Raw genomic sequence first — 19,153 nt, 5'->3', positions numbered from 1 at the left:
TTCTCTCAGCCCTTCCGCCTTGAGTGTTGACGCTGCCGAGATTGATGTTTGACGGGACGTGATGGAGCACGAAGGTCAGGGCATTGCATTTCCGACAACGGACGTGATCTTGACCAAGCACGCATCCGCGGTGACGTTCCGTATCAGGATGAAACCGCCGCGAAATGTTGCAGCCGGGCGCCCTTCAGTGCGATTTCGCGAAGTTTGGCAAGGTCGGTGAATATCATGGAGCCCTGATGGAGCGACATGATGCCTAACTCCTGAAACTCGTGCAGCACCTTGTTTACGGTCTGTCGGGCGGTGCCAACCATCGCCGCGAGTTCGGACTGCGAGAGCCGCCGGGACAGACCGATTCCATCGTCGCGCGCAACGCCGAAGGTTTCCGTAATGTCGAGAAGGCGCTGGGCGAGCCTTGACGACACTTCGTCGAACGTAGCCGCCGCAAAATAGTCGCTGAGCAGCCGCATATGCCGCGACAGCAGCTTCAGCAGGGCATCGTTCAGTTCGGGATGCGCTTGCCGCAGTCGGTTTATCGTCGCGCGGTCGAACACCTGCAATGTCACGTGGTCAAACGCTTCTGCGGTATGGGGGCGTGGTTCTTCGTCAACGACGCTGCTGGTGCCGAAACAATCGCCGGGGCTGAACAACTGGTATAGAAGATCGCGGCCATCATCGCCGATCAGCGACAGTCTGACCGTCCCGGATACAAGCCGGAACATATCCCGGCCTTCTTCGGACTGCAGATAGATCGAACTGCGTGCAGGAAAGTGGCGCGTTTTGCCTTCCGCCAGAAACGCATCGGCGGTGTCCTTTGAAAGCCATTGCAGCAAATCGAATGCCGAATATCGTTCAGTCATCACTCCTTCTCCTTCGGTTGGCAGGGGAGAGCAATCTGCGCTGTCATGCAGGTGACAGCGCTTCATCAGCGCTTCCGATAGACGGTCACGGACGAGAAACGGGACCGATATGACCATAATCACCCTAGACGACAAATGGAATGTAACCACTGGGCGCGTGATGCTGAACGGCACCCAGGCGCTGGCCCGCGTGATGCTTACGCAGGCCGCGCTCGATGCGCGGGCGGGATTGAAGACGGCGGGCTATATCAGCGGCTATCGCGGATCGCCGCTGGGCAATGTGGACATGACCCTATGGTCGACGTCCAGGCGGCTTGAGGCGGCGCATATCAAGTTTCAGCCTGGCGTAAATGAAGACCTAGCGGCGACTGCCATCGCCGGCACGCAACAGATCGATCAGCTGCCCGGCGCTCGATATGATGGCGTGTTTGCCGCATGGTATGGCAAGGGTCCCGGGGTCGATCGGTCGGGCGATGCGTTCAAGCATGGCAATTATGCGGGCGCTCATGCCAAAGGCGGTGTCGTCCTGTTCTATGGCGACGATCATGGGGGCAAATCGTCAACCGTCGCGCATCAAAGCGAACAGGCTATTGCCGCGAGCCTGATCCCCTGTTTCTATCCCGCCGACGTGAGCGAGATTCTGCACTATGGATTGCTGGCGCTTGCGCTCTCGCGCCATTCGGGTCTGTGGACTGCCGTGAAGTGCGTCAACGAAGTGGTCGAACAGACCGCTACGATCGATATCGACCTCGAACATTTCGCGCCCGCGCTGCCACCCATCGCATCGCGGCCGCCCGAAGGGCTGCACGCTGCGATCCGACCCTATAATCCGCTGCGCGCGGAACAGATCGTGGTCGAGCACCGACTGCCGCTGGTCATCCCGTTCGTTCGCGCCAACCGGATCGACCGAACGGTCTTTCGTGCGGGGACGCCGCGGCTTGCCATCGTGAGTACCGGCAAGAGCCATGGCGACGTGATGCAGGCGCTGGAACTGCTTGGCCTGGACGCGGTGCGCGCTGCGGCAATGGGCATCTCGCTGTACAAGGTCGGGTGCATCTGGCCGCTCGACGGCGAGCGTGTCGCCGAATTCGCGAGCGGGCACGACACGCTGCTGGTGGTCGAGGAGAAGAAGGCGTTTCTCGAGGTGCAGATCGCCGAGGCGCTCGTCAACGATCGCGATGCGCCGCTTCTGATTGGGAAAAAGGATGAAAGCGGACGGGCACTACTGTCGTCCGTCGTTCAGCTCGATCCCGCCGATATCGCGCGGCTGATTGCGGGCAGGCTGGCCGAACTCGGCATTCGCGACGCGGCAATCGATCGGGCGATTGCGCACCTTACGTCCGCCCGCCCCGACAATGCCCATATAGCCAGTCTGAAGCGGAGCCCGTTTTTCTGCTCGGGCTGTCCGCACAACCGCTCGACACTAATCCCTGACGGCAGCGTTTCGATGACCGGCATCGGGTGCCACACGATGGTCAACTTCGTCACCCCCGACAAGGCGATGCTGCCGACTCAGATGGGGGGCGAGGGCGCCAACTGGATGGGGCTGGCGCCCTTCACCGACACCCCGCACATTTTTCAGAATATGGGCGACGGCACCTATTATCATTCCGGATTGCTAGCGATCCGGGCAGCGGTCGCCTCCGGCGTCAACATTACCTACAAGATCCTCTACAACGATGCCGTTGCCATGACGGGTGGCCAGCCTGTCGATGGCCCTTTATCGGTTTCGGAAATCGCACAGCAGCTTCTGCACGAAGGTGTCGGCAAGGTGGTCGTCCTGAGCGACAATCCCGATCACCATCGTCGCGACCGGACCATGCCGAAGGTGGTAACCATCGAGCATCGCGACGAGCTGGACAGCGTACAGCGGATGCTGCGCGAAACGCCGGGCTGCACGGTGCTGATCTATGAGCAGACGTGCGCGGCAGAGAAGCGACGCCGTCGCAAGCACGGCAATTTCCCTAATCCGCCCAAGCGGATGTTCATCGCCGAAGATGTTTGCGAAGGCTGCGGCGATTGTTCGGTCCAATCGAGCTGCGTCAGTATCCTGCCGCGGGAAACCCCGTTTGGCCGCAAGCGCGCGATCGACCAGTCGAGCTGCAATAAGGATTATAGCTGCGCCGACGGATTTTGCCCGTCGTTCATCACCATCCGCGATGCCGAGCCGCGAACGCCGAGCGGTGTCACACTGACGGACGCGCTGTTCGATTCACTTGAAACGCCCAAGGTGGTGCCGGGCAAATACAACATCATGGTTGCAGGCATCGGCGGCACGGGCGTCATCACCGTGGGTGCCCTGATCGGCATGGCGGCGCATATCGACGGACGCGCAGCATCCCTGTTCGACATGACGGGACTGGCTCAGAAAAACGGTGCGGTGTTCAGCCACATCCGCATCGCAGACACACCGGACGATCTGCATACGCAGCGGCTGGGGAGCGGAGAGGCCGACCTGCTGCTCGCCTTCGATCTGGTCGCGGCGCTTTCGCCCGAATCAGCATCGACGCTGTCGCCGAAAAGCCGTGCCATTGCCAATGAAGCGGTGGTTCCGACGGTGGCGTTTCAATTCGATCGCGACGCTGTTCCGCAAAGCGAAGTGCTGGTCGCGCATCTTGCCGAAAAGATCGGCGCGGAGCGCATGCAACAGGTCGATGCGACGGCGCTCGCGCTTGGCCTGACCGGCGACACCATTGCTGCCAATCTGATGGTCGTGGGCATGGCGGCGCAATCGGGCCTGTTGCCGGTTTCGGTTGCGGCGATGGAACAGGCGATCACGCTGAACGGCGTCGCGGTCCGTCTCAATCACAATGCCTTTCGTCTAGGACGCCTTTTGGTCGCCAATCCCGGTCGGGTGACGGCAATGATGCCTCGGCCAGACGTCGAGGATGCCGTACCCAACACATTGGAAGCGATCGTGGCGCATCGTTCCGCGCACCTTGCCACCTATCAGAACGAAGCACTTGCGCAGCGCTACCGCGAACGCGTTTCGGCGGTGCAGGCGCGTGAAAGCGCGGCGGTTCCCGATTCAACTATTCTGACGACCATCTTTGCGCGCAACTATGCCAAATTGCTGGCAATCAAGGATGAGTATGAGGTTGCGCGGATGCTGGTCGATCCGAAGCTGCACGCGCGTTTGCGCGAGAGTTTCGCCGAAGGCGCGCGCCTGAGCTTCAATCTGGCGCCTCCCTTTCTGGGCGGACGCGGGCGCGATGGGCGGCCGGCCAAGCGCGAATTTCCCGCATGGTTGATGCTGCCCGCATTGCGTTTCCTGAAAGGCCTGAAATTCCTGCGCGGAACGATGTGCGACCCTTTCGGCATGACAGCGGAGCGCCGTGCGGAGCGCAAGCTCATTGGCGACTATGAGCAACTAGCGGAGCGCACGCTCGATGGGCTGAGCGATGCAAATCTGCCGGAAGCGGCTGCACTGCTGGACGAAATTGACGCCGTGCGTGGCTATGGGCCGATCAAGGAGACCGCGATGGAAGCCTATGCAGAGCGGATCGCTGCTGCTGAAGCGCGGTTTGCGTCCCGCAATGGTGCCGCGAGCAGCTGGCCCTGAGCTATTGACGTTGGACACCAGCGGAACAAGACCTCCGCCCCGACGCCCCCGAAGTCGTCACCTTGCGTAGCGACTTGCGATCTGCTCCTGCGCCGCGGCGGCGAGTTGCCGGATCTGATCGGCATTTTCGGGTGCAGCGGCGGTGACGGCAATCTCGAAAGACGGACGGTTCTGAACCCGCTTCCACCATTGATGCAGGCGGGGCCCTTCTGCCTCAGGGAGCAGCAGTCCCAGCAATTCCATTCGCGCAAGAAACGGCGTCAATGCTGCGTCGGCGAGGCTATAGTCGCCCAAGAGGAAATCGGTAACCAGGCTCCGTTCGGCTTCTTGCTGCAACGCCTTGAGTCCTTGCAACGCGCCCGCCACTTCCAGCGCCTCCAGTCCCTGTTCGACTAGGTTGCGGTAGAGTTGCCGTCGCTCCGGGATCTGGACCGATGCATAATAGGCTTCGCGCTGTTCGATGGGCAGAGCGAGGATCGGATGCCGCATCGCAATCGCATAGGTGGCGATGCCCAAATGTCGCAGGCTGTCGTCGAGGAGCTTCAACCAATAGTTCACCCGTGCACGGCCGAGCGGGTGGTGGGGTCGTAAGGGTAGTCTGTCAAACGGCGTTCAAAAGGGACCCCCGATCGGCGTCGAAGAGGGACCCCCTTTTCAGATAATATGATGCTGGTTTGTTGAAGATGGCCTTGCGCTGCGTGCGGCGGAGGGCGGGCGTAGCCCGACCGGAGGCGCGCGCAGCGCAAGATAGATTTTTGAAGGCGCCGAAGGTGGCTGTCAGCTGCGGTTTTTGAAGCGCCAGCTGTCGTTGCCCGTCTCGACGATATCGCAGTGGTGGGTGACGCGGTCGAGCAGCGCCGTGGTCATCTTGGGATCGCCGAACACGGTCGGCCATTCGCCGAAGGCGAGGTTCGTGGTGATGATGACGCTGGTCCGCTCATAAAGCTTGCTGATGAGGTGGAACAGCAACTGCCCTCCCGAGCGGGCGAACGGCAGATAACCGAGCTCGTCGAGAACGATCAGGTCGAGCCGCGACAGCTGCGCCGCCAGGGTCCCGCCTTTGCCGATCCGGGTCTCCTCTTCGAGGCGTGTCACCAGATCGACGGTGTTGAAGTAGCGGGCGCGAGCGCCCCTTCGCACGACATTGGCGGTGATCGCGATGGCGAGGTGGGTCTTGCCTGTCCCCGTGCCGCCGACCAGCACGATATTGCGGCGAGGCGGGAGGAAGGAGCCATCGTGAAGGGAGCGGATCATCTCCTCATTGATCGGTGTGCCCTCGAAGCTGAACCGCTCCAGGTCCTTCACCACGGGCAGCCTCGCAGCCGTCATCCGATAGCGGATGGAGGCTGCATCCCGGTGGGTCGCCTCAGCACGGAGCAGGTCGGTCAGTATCTCCATGGTGGTGCGCTTGCGCTGGAGGCCGGTGGTGACCGCCTCGTCGAACGCCGCCGCCATGCCCTTGAGTCCGAGGCCGCGCATCGTGTCGATCATATCATGCCGCTGCATCATAGCCTCGCAGCAGATCATAGCGGGCACAGTCGGCGAGCGGAGGATGCTGCAGCATCCGGTCTTCCGAAGTGACGATGCTGTGGGGTGTCGCCGGCTCGCGGCGCCGGGAGAGGATGTTGAGGATCAGCTCGTCGCTGGCCGTTCCGTTCGCCAACGCTTCGCGCACGGCAGCCTCTACCGGCTCCAGGCCATCGGTGAGCACCGCCGAGAGGACCCGCACGAACCTGCGATCGGCCTCGTCCCCGGTGCCGAGCCTTCGCCGTAATCGGTGCAGGGCGGGCGGCAGATCCCAGTCCTGGAACGGTGCGCCGTTACGCAGCGCGCCGGGCTTGTGCGCGAGGACCGGCAGATAATGCCAGGGATCGTATATCGTGCGGTTCCGACCGAAGTGGCGCTCATGCTCCCCGACGATCGCATCGCCGCAGCGTATGACGATGCGATCGGCATAGGAGCGCACCTGAACGGTCCGGCGTGCGGCCGTCGACATGACCGAGTAGCGGTTGCGATCGAAGCTGATGAGGCAGGTGCCGGTGACGGCATGCTCGCTCTCATGGAAGCCGTCGAACGGTGCCAGGATCGGCTGCAGGGCCGGTCGCTCCATATCCAGCGCCTCGGCGACGGTAATATCCCCGCGTTCGGGATGGGCATGATGCTCGGCCCAGCGCCGGCACTCGGCCTCCAGCCACCCGTTGAGCTCGGCCAGGCTGGCGAACCGGAGCCGCGGCTGGAAGAAGCGGCCTCGGATTGTCTGGACCTGCTGCTCGACCTGGCCCTTCTCCCATCCCGCCGCCGGCGAGCAGGCGGTCGGCTCGACCATGTAATGATCGGTCATGATCAGGAAGCGGCGGTTGAACACACGCTCCTTGCCGGTGAACACGGCCGTCACCGCCGTCTTCATATTATCGTAGATACCGCGTCGCGGCACACCGCCGAAGAACGCGAACGCCCGGGCATGGGCATCGAACAGCATCTCCTGGCCCTCGCGCGGATAGGCCCGGACATAGGGTGCGCGCGAGTCGCAGAGACGCATATGCGCCACCTTCACCCGCATCGGCTTGCCGGCGATCTCCACATCCTCGTGGCTCCAGTCGAACTGGTAGGCCTCACCCGGCTGGAAGGTCATCGGGATGAACGCCGGTGCGCCTTCGCCAGCATCCTTCCGCCGCGCAGCACGCCAGCGCGCCGCATAGCGGCGCACCGCATCATAGGATCCATCGAACCCCTCGCGCACCAGCAGGTCATGGATACGCGTCATCCGTAGCCGATCGCGGCGGCCGCGACCTTCGTTCTCCTCAAGCAGCGCATCGAGACGATCCTGATAAGGACCGATCCGCGGCAGCGGCTGGACTTTGCGCTGATAGTTGAACGCCGCCTCCGGCGACCGGATCGCTTTGCGGACGACCTTCCGCGACAAACGAAGGTCACGAGCGATCGCCTTGATCGCCTTACCCGCTGCATGCTCACGCCGAATCCGAACCACTGTCTCCACGATCAACATCCCGTTCTCGCCAACTGATCAAAACCAGTCGGCCGACTAAATCCCCGGGATGAAGGGGTCCTTTTTGCACGCCGATCACCCCACGAAGGGGGTGCCTATTGCACGCTGATCCTCAACCTTGGTCACGCGCGACTGTTCAAAGATGCGCCCGCCCAGTGCCTCAAATGCTGCCGCTTCGCCTAGCACATAGTTCAGCGAGTGCATGTGGCCGCCGCGCGGATCGTAATAGCCACCGACATAGCGATCGGAGTTGACGACCTTGCGGATTGCATCGCCTTCCAGCAATTCGACGTCGGTATAACCGTGGCGGTGCCATTCCTCCACGCGACCACGCAGGAAGCGCATGTGCGCATCGTGCATGCCGACAATGCTGTTTCCGTCGCGCAGGTCACATTCGATGCCATATTTTGCAACACGTTCGCGAATGATGTCCGATCCTTCGCGCGCAATTTCGCCAAACTGGCGCTCCGCCTCCGCGCCATAATGCTTGCGCACTTCGGAAAGCTGGCGGCTGTAACCGTTGACGAGTTGGCCGCCATTGCGACCGGAAGCCCCCCAGCCCACCCGTTCGCCTTCAACCACGATGACGCTATATCCGCGTTCGGCAAGTTCAAGCGCCGCCGACATGCCGGTGAAGCCCGCACCTACGATCGCCACGTCGCACCTTTCCTCGCCGCGCAGCTGCGGGCGTTCGGTCACGCGATTGGCGGTTGCGGCATAATATGAGGGCAGGCCGGCATAGGGCTTGCGGATCGGCGCATGTTCCATCGATCAGACCGTTTCTGGTTAGCTTTTAGAACCGCACGACAACCGTGCGGCTGGGAATAAGTTTGGCGGCAGAACGATCCGGACCCACGACTGCGTGTGGCATTTAACGGACTTCGTCACAGTAGATCATGGATCGTTGCATACTGCTATAATGTGATCACATATTAAGACATCCTTTGGTTGTCAACACCCATAGCGATGCGATAGAGGCGGGATGTTGGCATCACATTTTCCCGTAGCCGTCTGTTTGAGGTGAAAAAATTGTCTAGGATCGCCGAGATTGAGCCGGTGGACCAGGATGCTGCGGTCGACGTCGTGACTGTGCAGCAACGGGTTTACAGCGAGTTGCGGACCGACATCCTGCTCGGCCGGATCGCACCCGGTGAACCGCTAACGATTCGCGGCCTGGCCGAACGACTCGGCGTAAGCGCCATGCCCATCCGCGAAGCGTTGCGGCGTCTTGCCGCGGAACGCGCCGTCGAACTGCTTGGCAACCGGCGCATTCGCATTCCGGTCATGTCGCCCGAGCGATTCGATGACCTGCTGGCGGCGCGCATAGCGCTGGAAACAGAGGCTGCGTCGCGGGCGCTGGGATATGTGGACGATGCCCTGATCGCAAAACTCGTCGAGTATAACGATGAAGTCGATGAGGGAGTCAGGATCAGGGACTATGATCGATGGCTGGCTGGCAACTTTGCTTTTCACCGCACGCTATATTCGGCACAGCCCGATTCGGTGTTCGTACCGTTGATAGAATCACTCTGGCTGCAGATCGGGCCGTTCCTGCGCCAGGCATTGGTATATATCGGGCCTGAATTCACGGTAGATCGCCATGCCGAGGCGCTGGACGCCGTGCGCGCCCGGAACCGGATGGCCCTTCGCATTGCTATCGAGGCCGATCTTCGCGACGGCATCACCCACATCGGCAATGAACTGATGCGCTTCAATGCCGCAGCAGCAGCGAAGGATAGCAAGCCGCGAAAGCGCGGCTAACGACCGGCACTGATCAAGGGTTCAGCAATCGGAATATCGACAGCTGTACCGCCGGCTTCTCGGCAGTACCGCCCTGCCCCACGGTTCCGGTGAAAATATAGCGATTGAGCCATTCGTAGCGACCGTCGGGTGCCTCCAACTGCGGAGTCGTCACCGCATAAGTTGCAGGCCAATCCCCGCTGGCGCTGTACCAAAGACCCTGATTTAACACATGAATCTGGACGCCGTCCGTAGTTTCCATGAAATAGTCGGCGGATAGTTCCCAATAGGCGTCCCGACGCAGGAGCTGCCAGTCGAAGCCGCCCGGCAAAATGCGACCGCTCATCTCCGGGCCGGAGAATGTGCCGCCGATGATCGGCACGCGAAAACGATCGCCCCGTATCGTCTTGCCCATCGGAATGTCCTTCTCAAGCTCCACCGTGGCGTCGTAAATCCACTCCGGGCGCGGCGCAGGTCGCGCTTTGCCGTGCGCCATGCCAGCCGAGGCAGCAGGGGCCGCGCCCGACGCACCGGCACTGGCAGCAAGCAACGATATGCCGCCTGCGCCTGCCGCCGCCATCATCCTTCGCCTCGTCAATTGGGCCATGACATCCTCCTTGTGATCACTAACACGACAGTTGCGGTTGCAAACGGGTTCGAGCTGAGGCAGGATAATGTGATCACACCTTGAGGTCTATAATGAAAAATATCCTTCTGATGGAAGGCAGCAGCCAGCCCGCACGGGAACGCGCCGCGCATCTTGGGCAGGAGACGACGGCTGAAGTCTATGTCCGGGCTTTGCTTGCCGAAAACCCGAACTTGCAGATCGATGTCCTTTACGGCGCCGACGAAGGCGCGCAGCCGCCTCGCTCGCCTGAAAATTATGCGGGCTTTGTCATCTCCGGCTCTGCCCTGCACGCTTACGACAATGAGCCGGACGTCACGCGCCAGATCGACTGGGTGCGGCGCGTGGCTGACGCAGGCCTGCCGATCCTTGGCAGTTGCTGGGGGTTGCAAATTTGCGCGGTCGCGGGGGGTGGCGCGATCGAGCGCAACGACGCCCATGCAGAGATGGGCTTTGCACGAAAGATCGTCCCAACCACCGATGGGTTAGGCCATCCTCTCCTTACCGACCGCGCCAGCGCGTTCGATGCGCCATGCATTCACTACGACCATGTCTCACGCCTTCCTGAAGGCAGTGTCTTGTTGGCCAGCAACAGCCGCTGCCCGGTCCAGGCCGCCGTCATTCCCCTTGGCAGGAGCATCGCCTGGGGCGTGCAATATCATCCTGAGTTCGACCTCCCGCATCTTGCCGAAATATACGAAGGCTATGGCGACGACATGGTGGGCGGGCAATTCTTCGATACCCGCAATATGCTCGACAGTCACATCGCAGACTTGCGGATCGCTGCGGAAGCCGCGGTCGACGCACCCGTGGTCTGGCGGCTCGGGATCGACACCGACATTCTCGATGGCAGCATCCGCCGCACTGAACTGCGCAACTGGCTGCGCCATCTCGGCGAATAGCAGCAAAGGGTCGCATGCCATGATTACTCCAGATGACGCCTTGGCGCATGTGTCGCTGCTCGTGCATAGCCTGCCTCCGCAGCCGTTCGTCGACGGCGCTTTCCGCGCAACGGCGCATGGCGAAACGCTGGACAATGTCAGCCCGCGCGATGGCACCAGCATCAACCGGATTGCGCGGTGTACCACAGCAGACGTCGATCTTGCCGTGGCGAATGCGAAAGCGACTTTCGATGCCGGACAGTGGCGCCACATGGCTCCGCGCGATCGCAAGCGCCTCCTGCTCCATTTTGCCGACCTGATCGAGGCGCAGGCGGAGGATTTTGCGCTGTTGGAATGTATCGATACCGGCAAGCCGATCAGCGCCACGCGCAGCTTCGACATTCCACAGGCGATCAACACGCTGCGCTACTATGCCGAGGCGATCGACAAGGTCTATGGTGAGGTTGGCCCGTCACCCGCCTCCCGTCTGTCTTATGCCGTGCATGAGCCTCTTGGCGTGATCGGCGTGATCGTACCGTGGAATTTCCCGCTTCATCTGGCGATGTGGAAGATCGCGCCCGCACTGGCGACAGGCAACACCCTTGTGATGAAGCCGTCCGAACTCACATCTCTGACTGCGCTCAAGCTCGCCCGGACCGCGATTGAGGGGGGCCTTCCCGCAGGCGTGCTCAACGTCGTGACGGGCCTTGGGCACGAGGCAGGCGATGCTCTGGCGCGGCATATGGACGTGCAACTGATTGCCTTTACCGGTTCCGAACGAACGGGCCGACAATTGCTGCGTGCGGCTGCCGATAGCAACCTGAAGCGGGTCAGCCTCGAACTAGGCGGCAAGTCGCCGCACATCGTCTTTGCCGACTGGCAGGATCTGGATATGGTGGCCACCCAGGCCGCCTGGGGCATCTTCTATAACCAGGGACAGGTGTGCACGGCAGGCTCACGCCTGCTGGTGGAGCGTGCGGTGATGGAGACGGTGCTCGATCGCGTGACCGCCGTTGCCAGCAACATCATTCCCGCCGATCCGCTGGACGAAGCGACGAACCTTGGTGCGCTGTCGAGCAAGGGTCATCTCGAAGCGGTCTTGGCACAGGTCGACCGTGCACGGGCGGACGGGCTGAGTATCCTATGTGGGGGCAGGCCGCACGCACAGATACAGGCGGCTACTATATGCTGCCCACGATCATTGCCGATGTGCCGTCCGACCACCCACTGGCGCAGGAGGAGATTTTCGGTCCACTGTTGTGCGTCACCGCATTCGACACTGACGATGAAGCGTTGAGCATTGCCAACGGCACGCGCTACGGCCTTGCGGCAGGGCTCTGGACGGCCAGCATGAACCGGGCGCACCGCTTTGCCGACGCGCTGGTAGCGGGCATGGTATGGATCAACGGTTGGGACAGCTGCGACATCACTATGCCTTTCGGCGGCTTCCGCCAGTCCGGCTTTGGCCGTGACCGCAGCATCCATGCGCTCGAAAAATATTGCGACGTGAAGGTCATAAGCCACACGTTCGGCTAAGTCAGAAGCCATGCGCCGGCCACTGCCCCCGCGTCGGCGCATCCTAGCGTCAGGACGCGAGCGCCTTTTGAATGTCCTGCGCAAGCTTTGGCATCCAAAGCTCTTTGCGCAGGTTTGCGGCTATATCGGGCCGCATTTCGCGCCAACTCACCAGTTGTAACGACCGTAGGAGCAGGAACAGATCAAGCTGTTGCAGAATGTCAGCCTGCAACGCATGCTGCATTTCGTAGCCTGCAAGAAAATGGTCGCGGATCGATGCGAAGTCAGCATGGCCCCAACTGCTGTGCAAGGCCACGCACATATCGAATGCCAGCCACCCATAGCAGCAATCATCAAAGTCGATCAGACCAAGACGGTCTCCACTGATCAACACATTGTCGAGATGACTGTCGGCATGAATCAGGCCGAACAACGCGCCGTTGGCCTGAAGATCATATAGTCTAGCGGTGGCCCATTCCCGCGCGCTCAACAGCAAGCGTTTTTCCTGATCGTCGAGCAACGCGCTGTCCCAGAAGCGACCCCAGAAAGGCGTTTCGCCCACCAGGCCATCGATGTCGAGCCGATGACGAACGAACCCTGAAGGGATCACCCAATTCCGGGTGTGGGTGTGCAATTCGCCAAGCAGAGCGCCCAGCCTGTGGAACCACGGCCAGGTTTCAGGCCCACGGTCCGATCCGATCCTGCTTTCCAGCGTTTGCCCTTCGTGCCAGATCGTCACCCCGGCATGGCGAAACCCACCGGGATCGGGCGTCGCAATAGGCACATACCAGTCTCCATTTGAGGCCCGTCTTCCAGTCGGTACCATCATCCCCTTGTCGGCCAGGGCCGTTGTCCAGTCACGCTCGGAAACCAGCGTGTCCAGCGCGTGATAGCCCGGACGGTGCAACCGCAAGGCATAGAGTTGACCTGTCTTCGCTTCACGCAGTCGAAACACGACATTTTCGGTCATCGAGATCGGACGCAGTTCCGCAGCCTGGAGGCCGAAGGCATCAGCCGCCGCCTGCGCCGCGTCAGCATAGTGCTCGATCGTCAGCTTTTCAGGCATGGATGGATTTCATGACGACGTCGAACGCATCGAGAAACGCGGCGGCGTCGGCAGCCTGCAATGGCAGCGGCGGGCGGATCTTGACCATGTTGTTGAACGCCCCGTCGATAGAAGTGAGGAAACCATGATCGCGCAGGCGGCACACCACGTCGAAGGCGAGAGGCTTGTCTGGCGCGCCCCCGCCATCGACGAACTCGATCCCGATGAACAAGCCGACACCGCGCACATCCCCTATGCTATCCCAGCGCCCCATGCTCTCCATCAGCCCGGCCTTCAGCGCCGCTCCCACGGTGCGGGCATTGTCGATCATCCCTTCGGATTCGAGCGTGTCGATCACTGCAAGCCCGACCTCGCCCTGCAACGGACTTGCCGCAAATGTGTTGAAGTAGCGGGTTTCTGCGCGGAAAGCTTCGACCAGATCCCGGCGAGCGGTGGTGGCCGCCAGTGGCAGGCCCGCCCCCATGGGCTTGCCGGTGACGACGATGTCCGGGATCAGCCCGACCGCGTCATAGCCCCACCATTGTCCAGTGCGCCCGTACCCCGCCTGAACCTCATCCGCGATGATGAGGCCACCGGCGGATTTCACCTCGTGCATGGCCTTGCCCATGAAACCCTCCGGTATGTCCGGAAGTCCCTCGTTAGCGAGGATCGGGCACAGGATCAGGGCAGCGATCCCTGCGCCTTCGGCCTGTAGTTCATCAATCGCCGCGCGGAGCCGGGCGATATAGGCATCGGCCAACGCTGCCCCCGATAAACCATGTTCGATCGGACGATAGGTTTCGGGAAAGGGTATCGACCGCAGGCCGGCATGGCGTCTGTCGTCCACGCTCAGATTGGTGAGCGCGCCGACAAGCGCGTTATTGCCATGGTAAGTATGGTTCGTGCAGATGATCCCGCGCGCGCCAGTAGCAATTTGCGCCATGCGTAGCGCTACTTCGACGGCCTCGGTGCCGCTGCAACTGAACACGGCGCTTTCGGTGACCCGTTGCAAGGCGGTAAGCCGCTCTGCAAGAGCTATGGCGCTTTCGTGTAGATAGCGACTATGCGTGTTGAGCGTGCCTTGCTGACGCGTCATAGCCTCTACTATGCGCGGGTGGGCGTGGCCGACGCAGGGTACATTATTGTACATATCGACATAACGGCGACCGCCCGTATCGAACAGATACGCGCCTTCACCCCGCGTCAGGTGCAGCGGCTTTTCATAGAATAGTTTCGCTCCACGGCCAAAGGCAGCATTGCGGCGCTTGATCAGGTCGGCAATGGCCTGATCATTCATAGGCTCGTTCACGGCGTTGTTCCCTGTCCGGTGGGCTGGCACCAAAGCGGGCGGATCAGACGGTCTTGAGATACCAGTCGTAATCCAGCGAAACGACTTCGCTGAAGAAGCGATCCTGCTCGACGCGCTTTACGGCGCAGTACATGTCCACGAACCGCGATCCGAGATAATCCCGCAGGATGTCGGATTTATCGAGCGCATCGATCGCTGCGTACCAGTTGCCCGGCACCTGGTGGGGCGAGCTTGCAGCAGCCTTATAGCCATCACCTTCGACCGGAGGGCCGGGATCGACCTGGTTGATGATGCCATGGTGGACACCTGCCAGCATCGCCGCCAGCGCCAGATAGGGATTGGCATCGGCACCTGCGAAACGATGTTCGACATGGCGCGACTTGGGCGGCCCGGCTGGCACGCGCAACGAAACCGAGCGATTGTTCACGCCCCAGATCGGCGCTGTGGGCGCATAGGAATTGGCCCGGTAACGCCGGTAGGAATTGGCGTTGGGCGCGAAAATGCCGAAAGCTTCGGCCTGCGTTTCGCGCAAGCCGCCGATGGCATGACGCATCACGAGCGTGCCTTGTGGATTTTCGCTGGCAAAAATATTGTCGCCTGCATCATCGTTGATGCTGAAGTGCAGGTGCATGCTACTGCCTGCTGAATGGGTGAACGGCTTGGCCATGAACGTGGCTTCCATCCCCATCGTCGCCGCCAGGCCGCGCGCCAGACGCTTGTACATCAGCGCCTCGTCCGCCGCGCGCAGGGCATCGGGGCCATGATGCAGCGTCAGTTCCACCTGGCCCGCAGCATATTCCGAAATCACCGCTTCAAGCGGGATGCCCTGTATGTCAGCCAGACGCCACAGTTCCTTGAAGAAAGGGGCATAGTCCTGAATGTCACGCAGGCTGAACACATCGATAAGTTCGGGCGGGTTCGCCTTGCCCGGCGGTGGTGCCAGGCGCAGCTCGCCACGCGGTCCGCGCACCGGATCGACCAGATAATATTCGATCTCGCAAGCAACCACCGGCGTCAGGTTGATCTCGGCAAAGCGATCAAGCACCCGCTGAAGCACATGGCGCGGATCAAGATCGTTGGGTGTATCGTCGAGATTGTACATAGATGTGATCACTTGTGCCACACCTTCGCCCAGCCAAGGCGCCTTGACCAGCGTCCCTGGAACCGGACGCAGCAAGAAATCGGGATCGCCATTGCCCCAGACCAGCCCGGTCTCTTCGCAATCCTGTCCGGTGACATCAACCACCAGCATGGAGCCCGGCAGCAGCCGCCCATTTTCGTATATGTTAAGCAGTTCCGAGCGTCGCACACGCTTGCCACGCGGCACCCCTGCCATCGAGGTAAAAATGACCTCGATGAATTCAATCTCCGGATTCGCCTCTAGAAATTCCAAGGCATCGGCTGGTTGAGGAATGTTCTGCATGGCTTCCAAACTTGACTGACGCGGTTTTATACAGTTGCACGCCAATATAGTGATCACATTATCGACGTGTCAAGGCTATTGTCGGCACTGTGGCAGGCGGTGACAACCAAGTGAATGGCGCGTCGGCGTTTTGCTGGGCCGGAGGGTGTTGTCGAAAATGTACGAGCTTTCGCTGCTGTCGGTGCAGTTGGGTTGTGCGTTCTGGCTGAGTCGGATTATAGGATGACCAGAGCACGCCAACTGATCATAAATTCGCTGCGACTGCCCACCGAGTATATCCACAATGCGAGGTCGAGAAATTATGGACCTGTTCGACACCCGAAAGGCGCTCGTTCGCATTTCAGGACCGGCTCTTCCATGTAAGTAAATGTTGCACAGCAGCATTGCCATCTTGTCGGCGGCCAGCGACCTTTTTACATGCGCCACACACATAAGATGAGGACGGAAATTGGCTGGCGAGCAGTTCGGTCTGCGGCATGCTGCCGCGTGGCTTGGTGAGATAGTCGGACCCGACAAGGGCTATGTGAATGTTGGCGTCGTCTACACGCTGGCCATTACATTGCTGTCACTGGCGACACCGATTTCGGTCCAGCTACTCATCAATTCGGTGGCGCGCACGGCCCTGGTCGCGCCGCTATGGATATTGTCGGGCGTCCTGCTGGTCCTGCTGCTCCTTGTCGCTTGCCTGAGCGCCCTGCGCCTCTACCTGCTGACGATGTTCGAGCGTCGGATTTTCGCGCGGGTGGTCGCCGAAGTCACGGTTCGGGCTGTTCATGCGCAGAACCCGTTTTTTCTGGATGAGAGCCGGGGAAGCCTGTTCAACCGCTATTTCGACATGATCGTCGTTCAGAAAGCGGTGCCCAGCCTCGTCATCGGTGCCTTCACGATCATCCTTCAGGGCGCGGTCGGCCTGGTCGTGACGAGTTTCTACCACCCCTTTTTCCTGGCGTTCAACATAGTGCTGATCGTCACCTGCATTGCCATCTGGATGGTATGGCGTCACGGCGCGATCACAGGCGCTATCGGCGTGTCACATGCCAAGCATGAGGCCGCTCAATGGCTGGAGAGCGTCGGCGCATCGAACGGCTTTTATAAATCGGCGCGGCATTTGACCTTTGCGATGGACCAGTCGGAGGCCGTGACGGCCAATTATATCCGCGCCCACCGTCGCTACTTCCGCTATAGCTTCGCGCAGGCTCTCGCCTATTTCCTGGTCTATGCCTTCGCTGCGGCCGCGCTGCTCGCGCTAGGCGGCAACCTCATCCTGGCAGGCGAACTGTCGATCGGGCAGCTCGTCGCCGCCGAACTCATATTGTCGGGGGTGTTCTACGGGATTGCGCAACTCGGCTGGTATCTCGACACTTTCTACGATCTGGTGGCCAGTTCGGAAGAACTGTCGCAGATTTTCGCCATTCCCCAGGAGGCGCTGGACTTAAATGGCCAGGCTCCGCCTGACGGTTCGGTCCGCTTTCGCAATGTGGAACTGGCCAGCTCACGCTTCAATTTTTCGATCGAGAGCGGCGAGCAGACCGTCATGCTGGCAGAGCCCGGCGTCGAGAGGCAGATCGCGTTGCTGCTCAAGCGTCACGTCAATCCCGATACCGGCCTGCTGACGATCGGTGGCAGCGACCTTGGCAGTTTTGATATGTATCTGCTGCGGTCCGCCGTGGTGGTGCTGAACCGGCCCAGTATCGTCGATGTGACCATCCGCGAATATCTGAACATGGCGGCAGGGGGAGATGCCGACAGCGCCGTCATCATCAAGGTGCTCGACATTGTCGGCCTCACGACGCGCATTTCGAGCCTGCCCAAAGGTCTGGACACGCAACTGGCAAGTTCCGGGTCACCGCTCTCCATCTTGGAGGTGATGCAGCTCAAGGCCGCCACCGCGCTGATCAGCCGGCCCAAAGTATTGCTGCTGTCACAGCTGTACGATATGATGCCCGACGGCCCCCTTCAGGCGACGTTACGGATGTTGCGCGAACAGGGCACGACGGTACTCTTGTTTACCGGAAGGCCCGAAGCCGTACATCTCGACAGCTGCTATTGGCTGGGGGCGACGACGCAACATCGCTTTACCGACACGGCCGCCCTGTCACGGTTCCTGGTTGAGAAGGAGGCACAAGCGTGACGATCAGCGCGAGCCACCTGACGCATTTCCGTTCCCTTGCCAGCCTCAACCCGCCACGCTTGGTCATCGTCGTGGCCTGGCTGATATTCGTTGGCCTGTGCCTTGCCATCGCGATCCTCTTCGTTCCCTGGCGGCAGACTGCGCAGGGCGGCGGACAGGTCATTTCGCTCGACCCGGACGACCGGCCGCAGCAAGTGTCGTCGCTGGTGGAAGGCCGGGTGGACCGCTTCTTCGTTCAGGACGGGCAACTGGTCAAGGCGGGCGATCCGATCGTCAAGGTCGTTGATCTCGACCCCAACTTTCTGGAGCGCCTTGCAGCGGAAAAGGCCGAAGTGCAGGCGCAGATTGCAGCGGTCGAACAGGCCCGCGCGGTCGCCTCGATCGACGTTGGACGCACCGGCCAGCTATTTTCCGAAGGATTGGCCGCGCGACGCGACTATGAACAGACGCAGATCAAGGTTGCGGATGCCAACGCCAAGCTTGCTGAAGCGCGGGCGAAGCTCAAGCAGATTGAAGTCCGGCAAATGCGGCAATCGGCGCAGATCGTCACCGCGCCGCGGGGCGGACGCATACAAAATCTGAACGCGCAAGCAGGCGGCGCTCTGATTTCTGCGGGAACGGTGCTGGCCACCATCGCGCCAGAACAGATTGAACGTGCTGTCGAACTGTTCGTTGACGGACGCGACATCCCCCTCGTCGACAGAGGGCGCCCTGTGCGACTTGAGTTCGAAGGCTTCCCCGCATTCCAGTTCAGCGGATGGCCCGCCTTCGCGGTCGGCATCTACGATGGTCAGGTCCGCTCTGTGGACCCGACCCCGCGCACCGATGGCCTGTACCGAGTGCTGGTCGAACCGCGGCCCGGAAAGCCGGCCTGGCCGGACCGCCGTTTCGTCCGCCAGGGCGGGAAGGTGCTGGGCTGGATACAGGGTGACAATGTAACGGTCGGCTACGAACTATGGCGCCAGCTCAACGATTTCCCCTTGAACTTCGGGCAGGATCAGGTCGCGCAGAAGGCGCAGGAAACATCTGGCAAAAGCTCGATCGAAAAGAAGAAGTGA

Annotated in this window: 14 protein-coding genes and 1 pseudogene; 6 read left to right on the top strand and 9 right to left on the bottom strand. The window is 61.1% G+C overall.

What is annotated here, in order from left to right:
• Positions 1–143: 143 nt before the first annotated feature.
• On the bottom strand, positions 144–830 hold the full coding sequence (locus CJD35_RS17255; protein ID WP_167383169.1) for a Crp/Fnr family transcriptional regulator: 687 nt from the start codon (positions 828–830) through the stop codon (positions 144–146).
• Positions 831–966: 136 nt separating this feature from the next.
• Between CJD35_RS17255 and CJD35_RS17250 the strand changes: the two genes are divergently transcribed.
• Positions 967–4,419 (top strand): indolepyruvate ferredoxin oxidoreductase family protein, encoded by a 3,453-nt coding sequence (locus CJD35_RS17250; protein ID WP_026002130.1) that lies wholly within the window; start codon positions 967–969, stop codon positions 4,417–4,419.
• A gap of 57 nt (positions 4,420–4,476) precedes the next feature.
• On the opposite strand, the gene CJD35_RS17245 is transcribed toward CJD35_RS17250, so the two are convergent.
• The 4 genes from CJD35_RS17245 to CJD35_RS17230 form a co-directional block, all read right to left on the bottom strand.
• Positions 4,477–4,977 (bottom strand): glutathione S-transferase C-terminal domain-containing protein, encoded by a 501-nt coding sequence (locus CJD35_RS17245; protein WP_157742335.1) that lies wholly within the window; start codon positions 4,975–4,977, stop codon positions 4,477–4,479.
• A gap of 219 nt (positions 4,978–5,196) precedes the next feature.
• Positions 5,197–5,925: an IS21-like element helper ATPase IstB gene (istB, locus tag CJD35_RS17240; protein WP_031304487.1), complete on the bottom strand. Its 729-nt coding sequence runs from the start codon at positions 5,923–5,925 to the stop codon at positions 5,197–5,199.
• Positions 5,912–7,426 carry an IS21 family transposase gene (istA, locus tag CJD35_RS17235; protein ID WP_021238707.1) on the bottom strand — a complete coding sequence of 505 codons (1,515 nt, stop codon included), beginning with the start codon at positions 7,424–7,426 and terminating at the stop codon, positions 5,912–5,914. Before istA ends, istB begins: the two co-directional genes overlap by 14 nt.
• Positions 7,427–7,501: 75 nt before the next feature.
• Complete coding sequence (locus tag CJD35_RS17230) at positions 7,502–8,194, bottom strand: NAD(P)/FAD-dependent oxidoreductase (protein ID WP_244917271.1); 693 nt, start codon at positions 8,192–8,194, stop codon at positions 7,502–7,504.
• Between the two features lie 252 nt (positions 8,195–8,446).
• Between CJD35_RS17230 and CJD35_RS17225 the strand changes: the two genes are divergently transcribed.
• A complete protein-coding gene (locus tag CJD35_RS17225; RefSeq protein ID WP_017183745.1) occupies positions 8,447–9,187 on the top strand; it encodes a GntR family transcriptional regulator in 741 nt (246 codons plus the stop codon).
• Positions 9,188–9,200: 13 nt separating this feature from the next.
• On the opposite strand, the gene CJD35_RS17220 is transcribed toward CJD35_RS17225, so the two are convergent.
• The gene (locus CJD35_RS17220) at positions 9,201–9,773 is read right to left on the bottom strand and encodes a DUF3237 family protein (protein WP_241763668.1); all 573 of its coding nucleotides are present in this window, start codon (positions 9,771–9,773) and stop codon (positions 9,201–9,203) included.
• A gap of 92 nt (positions 9,774–9,865) precedes the next feature.
• Here CJD35_RS17220 and CJD35_RS17215 point away from each other — a divergent pair, with 92 nt between their 5' ends.
• Together CJD35_RS17215 and CJD35_RS17210 are read left to right on the top strand one after the other, a co-directional pair.
• Positions 9,866–10,693: a type 1 glutamine amidotransferase gene (locus tag CJD35_RS17215; protein WP_095687288.1), complete on the top strand. Its 828-nt coding sequence runs from the start codon at positions 9,866–9,868 to the stop codon at positions 10,691–10,693.
• Positions 10,638–12,208: pseudogene (locus CJD35_RS17210) on the top strand (aldehyde dehydrogenase). The gene CJD35_RS17215 and the pseudogene CJD35_RS17210 overlap by 56 nt, the downstream one beginning before the upstream one ends.
• A gap of 49 nt (positions 12,209–12,257) precedes the next feature.
• On the opposite strand, the gene CJD35_RS17205 reads toward CJD35_RS17210, so the two are convergent.
• Genes CJD35_RS17205 through CJD35_RS17195 form a run of 3 tightly spaced genes read right to left on the bottom strand, consistent with a single transcriptional unit; the run spans position 12,258 to position 15,964 of the window.
• Positions 12,258–13,253 (bottom strand): phosphotransferase enzyme family protein, encoded by a 996-nt coding sequence (locus CJD35_RS17205; protein WP_086486379.1) that lies wholly within the window; start codon positions 13,251–13,253, stop codon positions 12,258–12,260.
• The gene (locus CJD35_RS17200; protein ID WP_086486380.1) at positions 13,246–14,541 is read right to left on the bottom strand and encodes an aspartate aminotransferase family protein; all 1,296 of its coding nucleotides are present in this window, start codon (positions 14,539–14,541) and stop codon (positions 13,246–13,248) included. Before CJD35_RS17200 ends, CJD35_RS17205 begins: the two co-directional genes overlap by 8 nt.
• Before the next feature lie 43 nt (positions 14,542–14,584).
• On the bottom strand, positions 14,585–15,964 hold the full coding sequence (locus CJD35_RS17195; RefSeq protein ID WP_167383168.1) for a glutamine synthetase family protein: 1,380 nt from the start codon (positions 15,962–15,964) through the stop codon (positions 14,585–14,587).
• A gap of 448 nt (positions 15,965–16,412) precedes the next feature.
• Between CJD35_RS17195 and CJD35_RS17190 the strand changes: the two genes are divergently transcribed.
• Together CJD35_RS17190 and CJD35_RS17185 are read left to right on the top strand one after the other, a co-directional pair.
• Complete coding sequence (locus CJD35_RS17190) at positions 16,413–18,095, top strand: ATP-binding cassette domain-containing protein (protein WP_086486382.1); 1,683 nt, start codon at positions 16,413–16,415, stop codon at positions 18,093–18,095.
• Entirely contained in the window at positions 18,092–19,153 is a 1,062-nt protein-coding gene (locus tag CJD35_RS17185) for an efflux RND transporter periplasmic adaptor subunit (protein WP_086486383.1), read from the top strand. Before CJD35_RS17190 ends, CJD35_RS17185 begins: the two co-directional genes overlap by 4 nt.

Source organism: Sphingobium xenophagum, assembly GCF_002288285.1.
In the GTDB taxonomy this organism is placed as follows: domain Bacteria; phylum Pseudomonadota; class Alphaproteobacteria; order Sphingomonadales; family Sphingomonadaceae; genus Sphingobium; species Sphingobium xenophagum.
The sequence above is the reverse complement of the archived record's forward strand: the minus strand, read 5'-3'. Positions and strand labels throughout refer to the sequence as shown.

Bases quoted from the DNA above. Each gene is read 5' to 3' on its own strand.
- CJD35_RS17250 (WP_026002130.1), top strand. From the start codon at position 967: ATGACCATAATCACCCTAGACGACAAATGGAATGTAACCACTGGGCGC.
- istB (WP_031304487.1), bottom strand. From the start codon at position 5,925: ATGCAGCGGCATGATATGATCGACACGATGCGCGGCCTCGGACTCAAG.
- istA (WP_021238707.1), bottom strand. From the start codon at position 7,426: ATGTTGATCGTGGAGACAGTGGTTCGGATTCGGCGTGAGCATGCAGCG.
- CJD35_RS17230 (WP_244917271.1), bottom strand. From the start codon at position 8,194: ATGGAACATGCGCCGATCCGCAAGCCCTATGCCGGCCTGCCCTCATAT.
- CJD35_RS17220 (WP_241763668.1), bottom strand. From the start codon at position 9,773: ATGGCCCAATTGACGAGGCGAAGGATGATGGCGGCGGCAGGCGCAGGC.
- CJD35_RS17215 (WP_095687288.1), top strand. From the start codon at position 9,866: ATGAAAAATATCCTTCTGATGGAAGGCAGCAGCCAGCCCGCACGGGAA.
- CJD35_RS17205 (WP_086486379.1), bottom strand. From the start codon at position 13,253: ATGCCTGAAAAGCTGACGATCGAGCACTATGCTGACGCGGCGCAGGCG.
- CJD35_RS17195 (WP_167383168.1), bottom strand. From the start codon at position 15,964: ATGCAGAACATTCCTCAACCAGCCGATGCCTTGGAATTTCTAGAGGCG.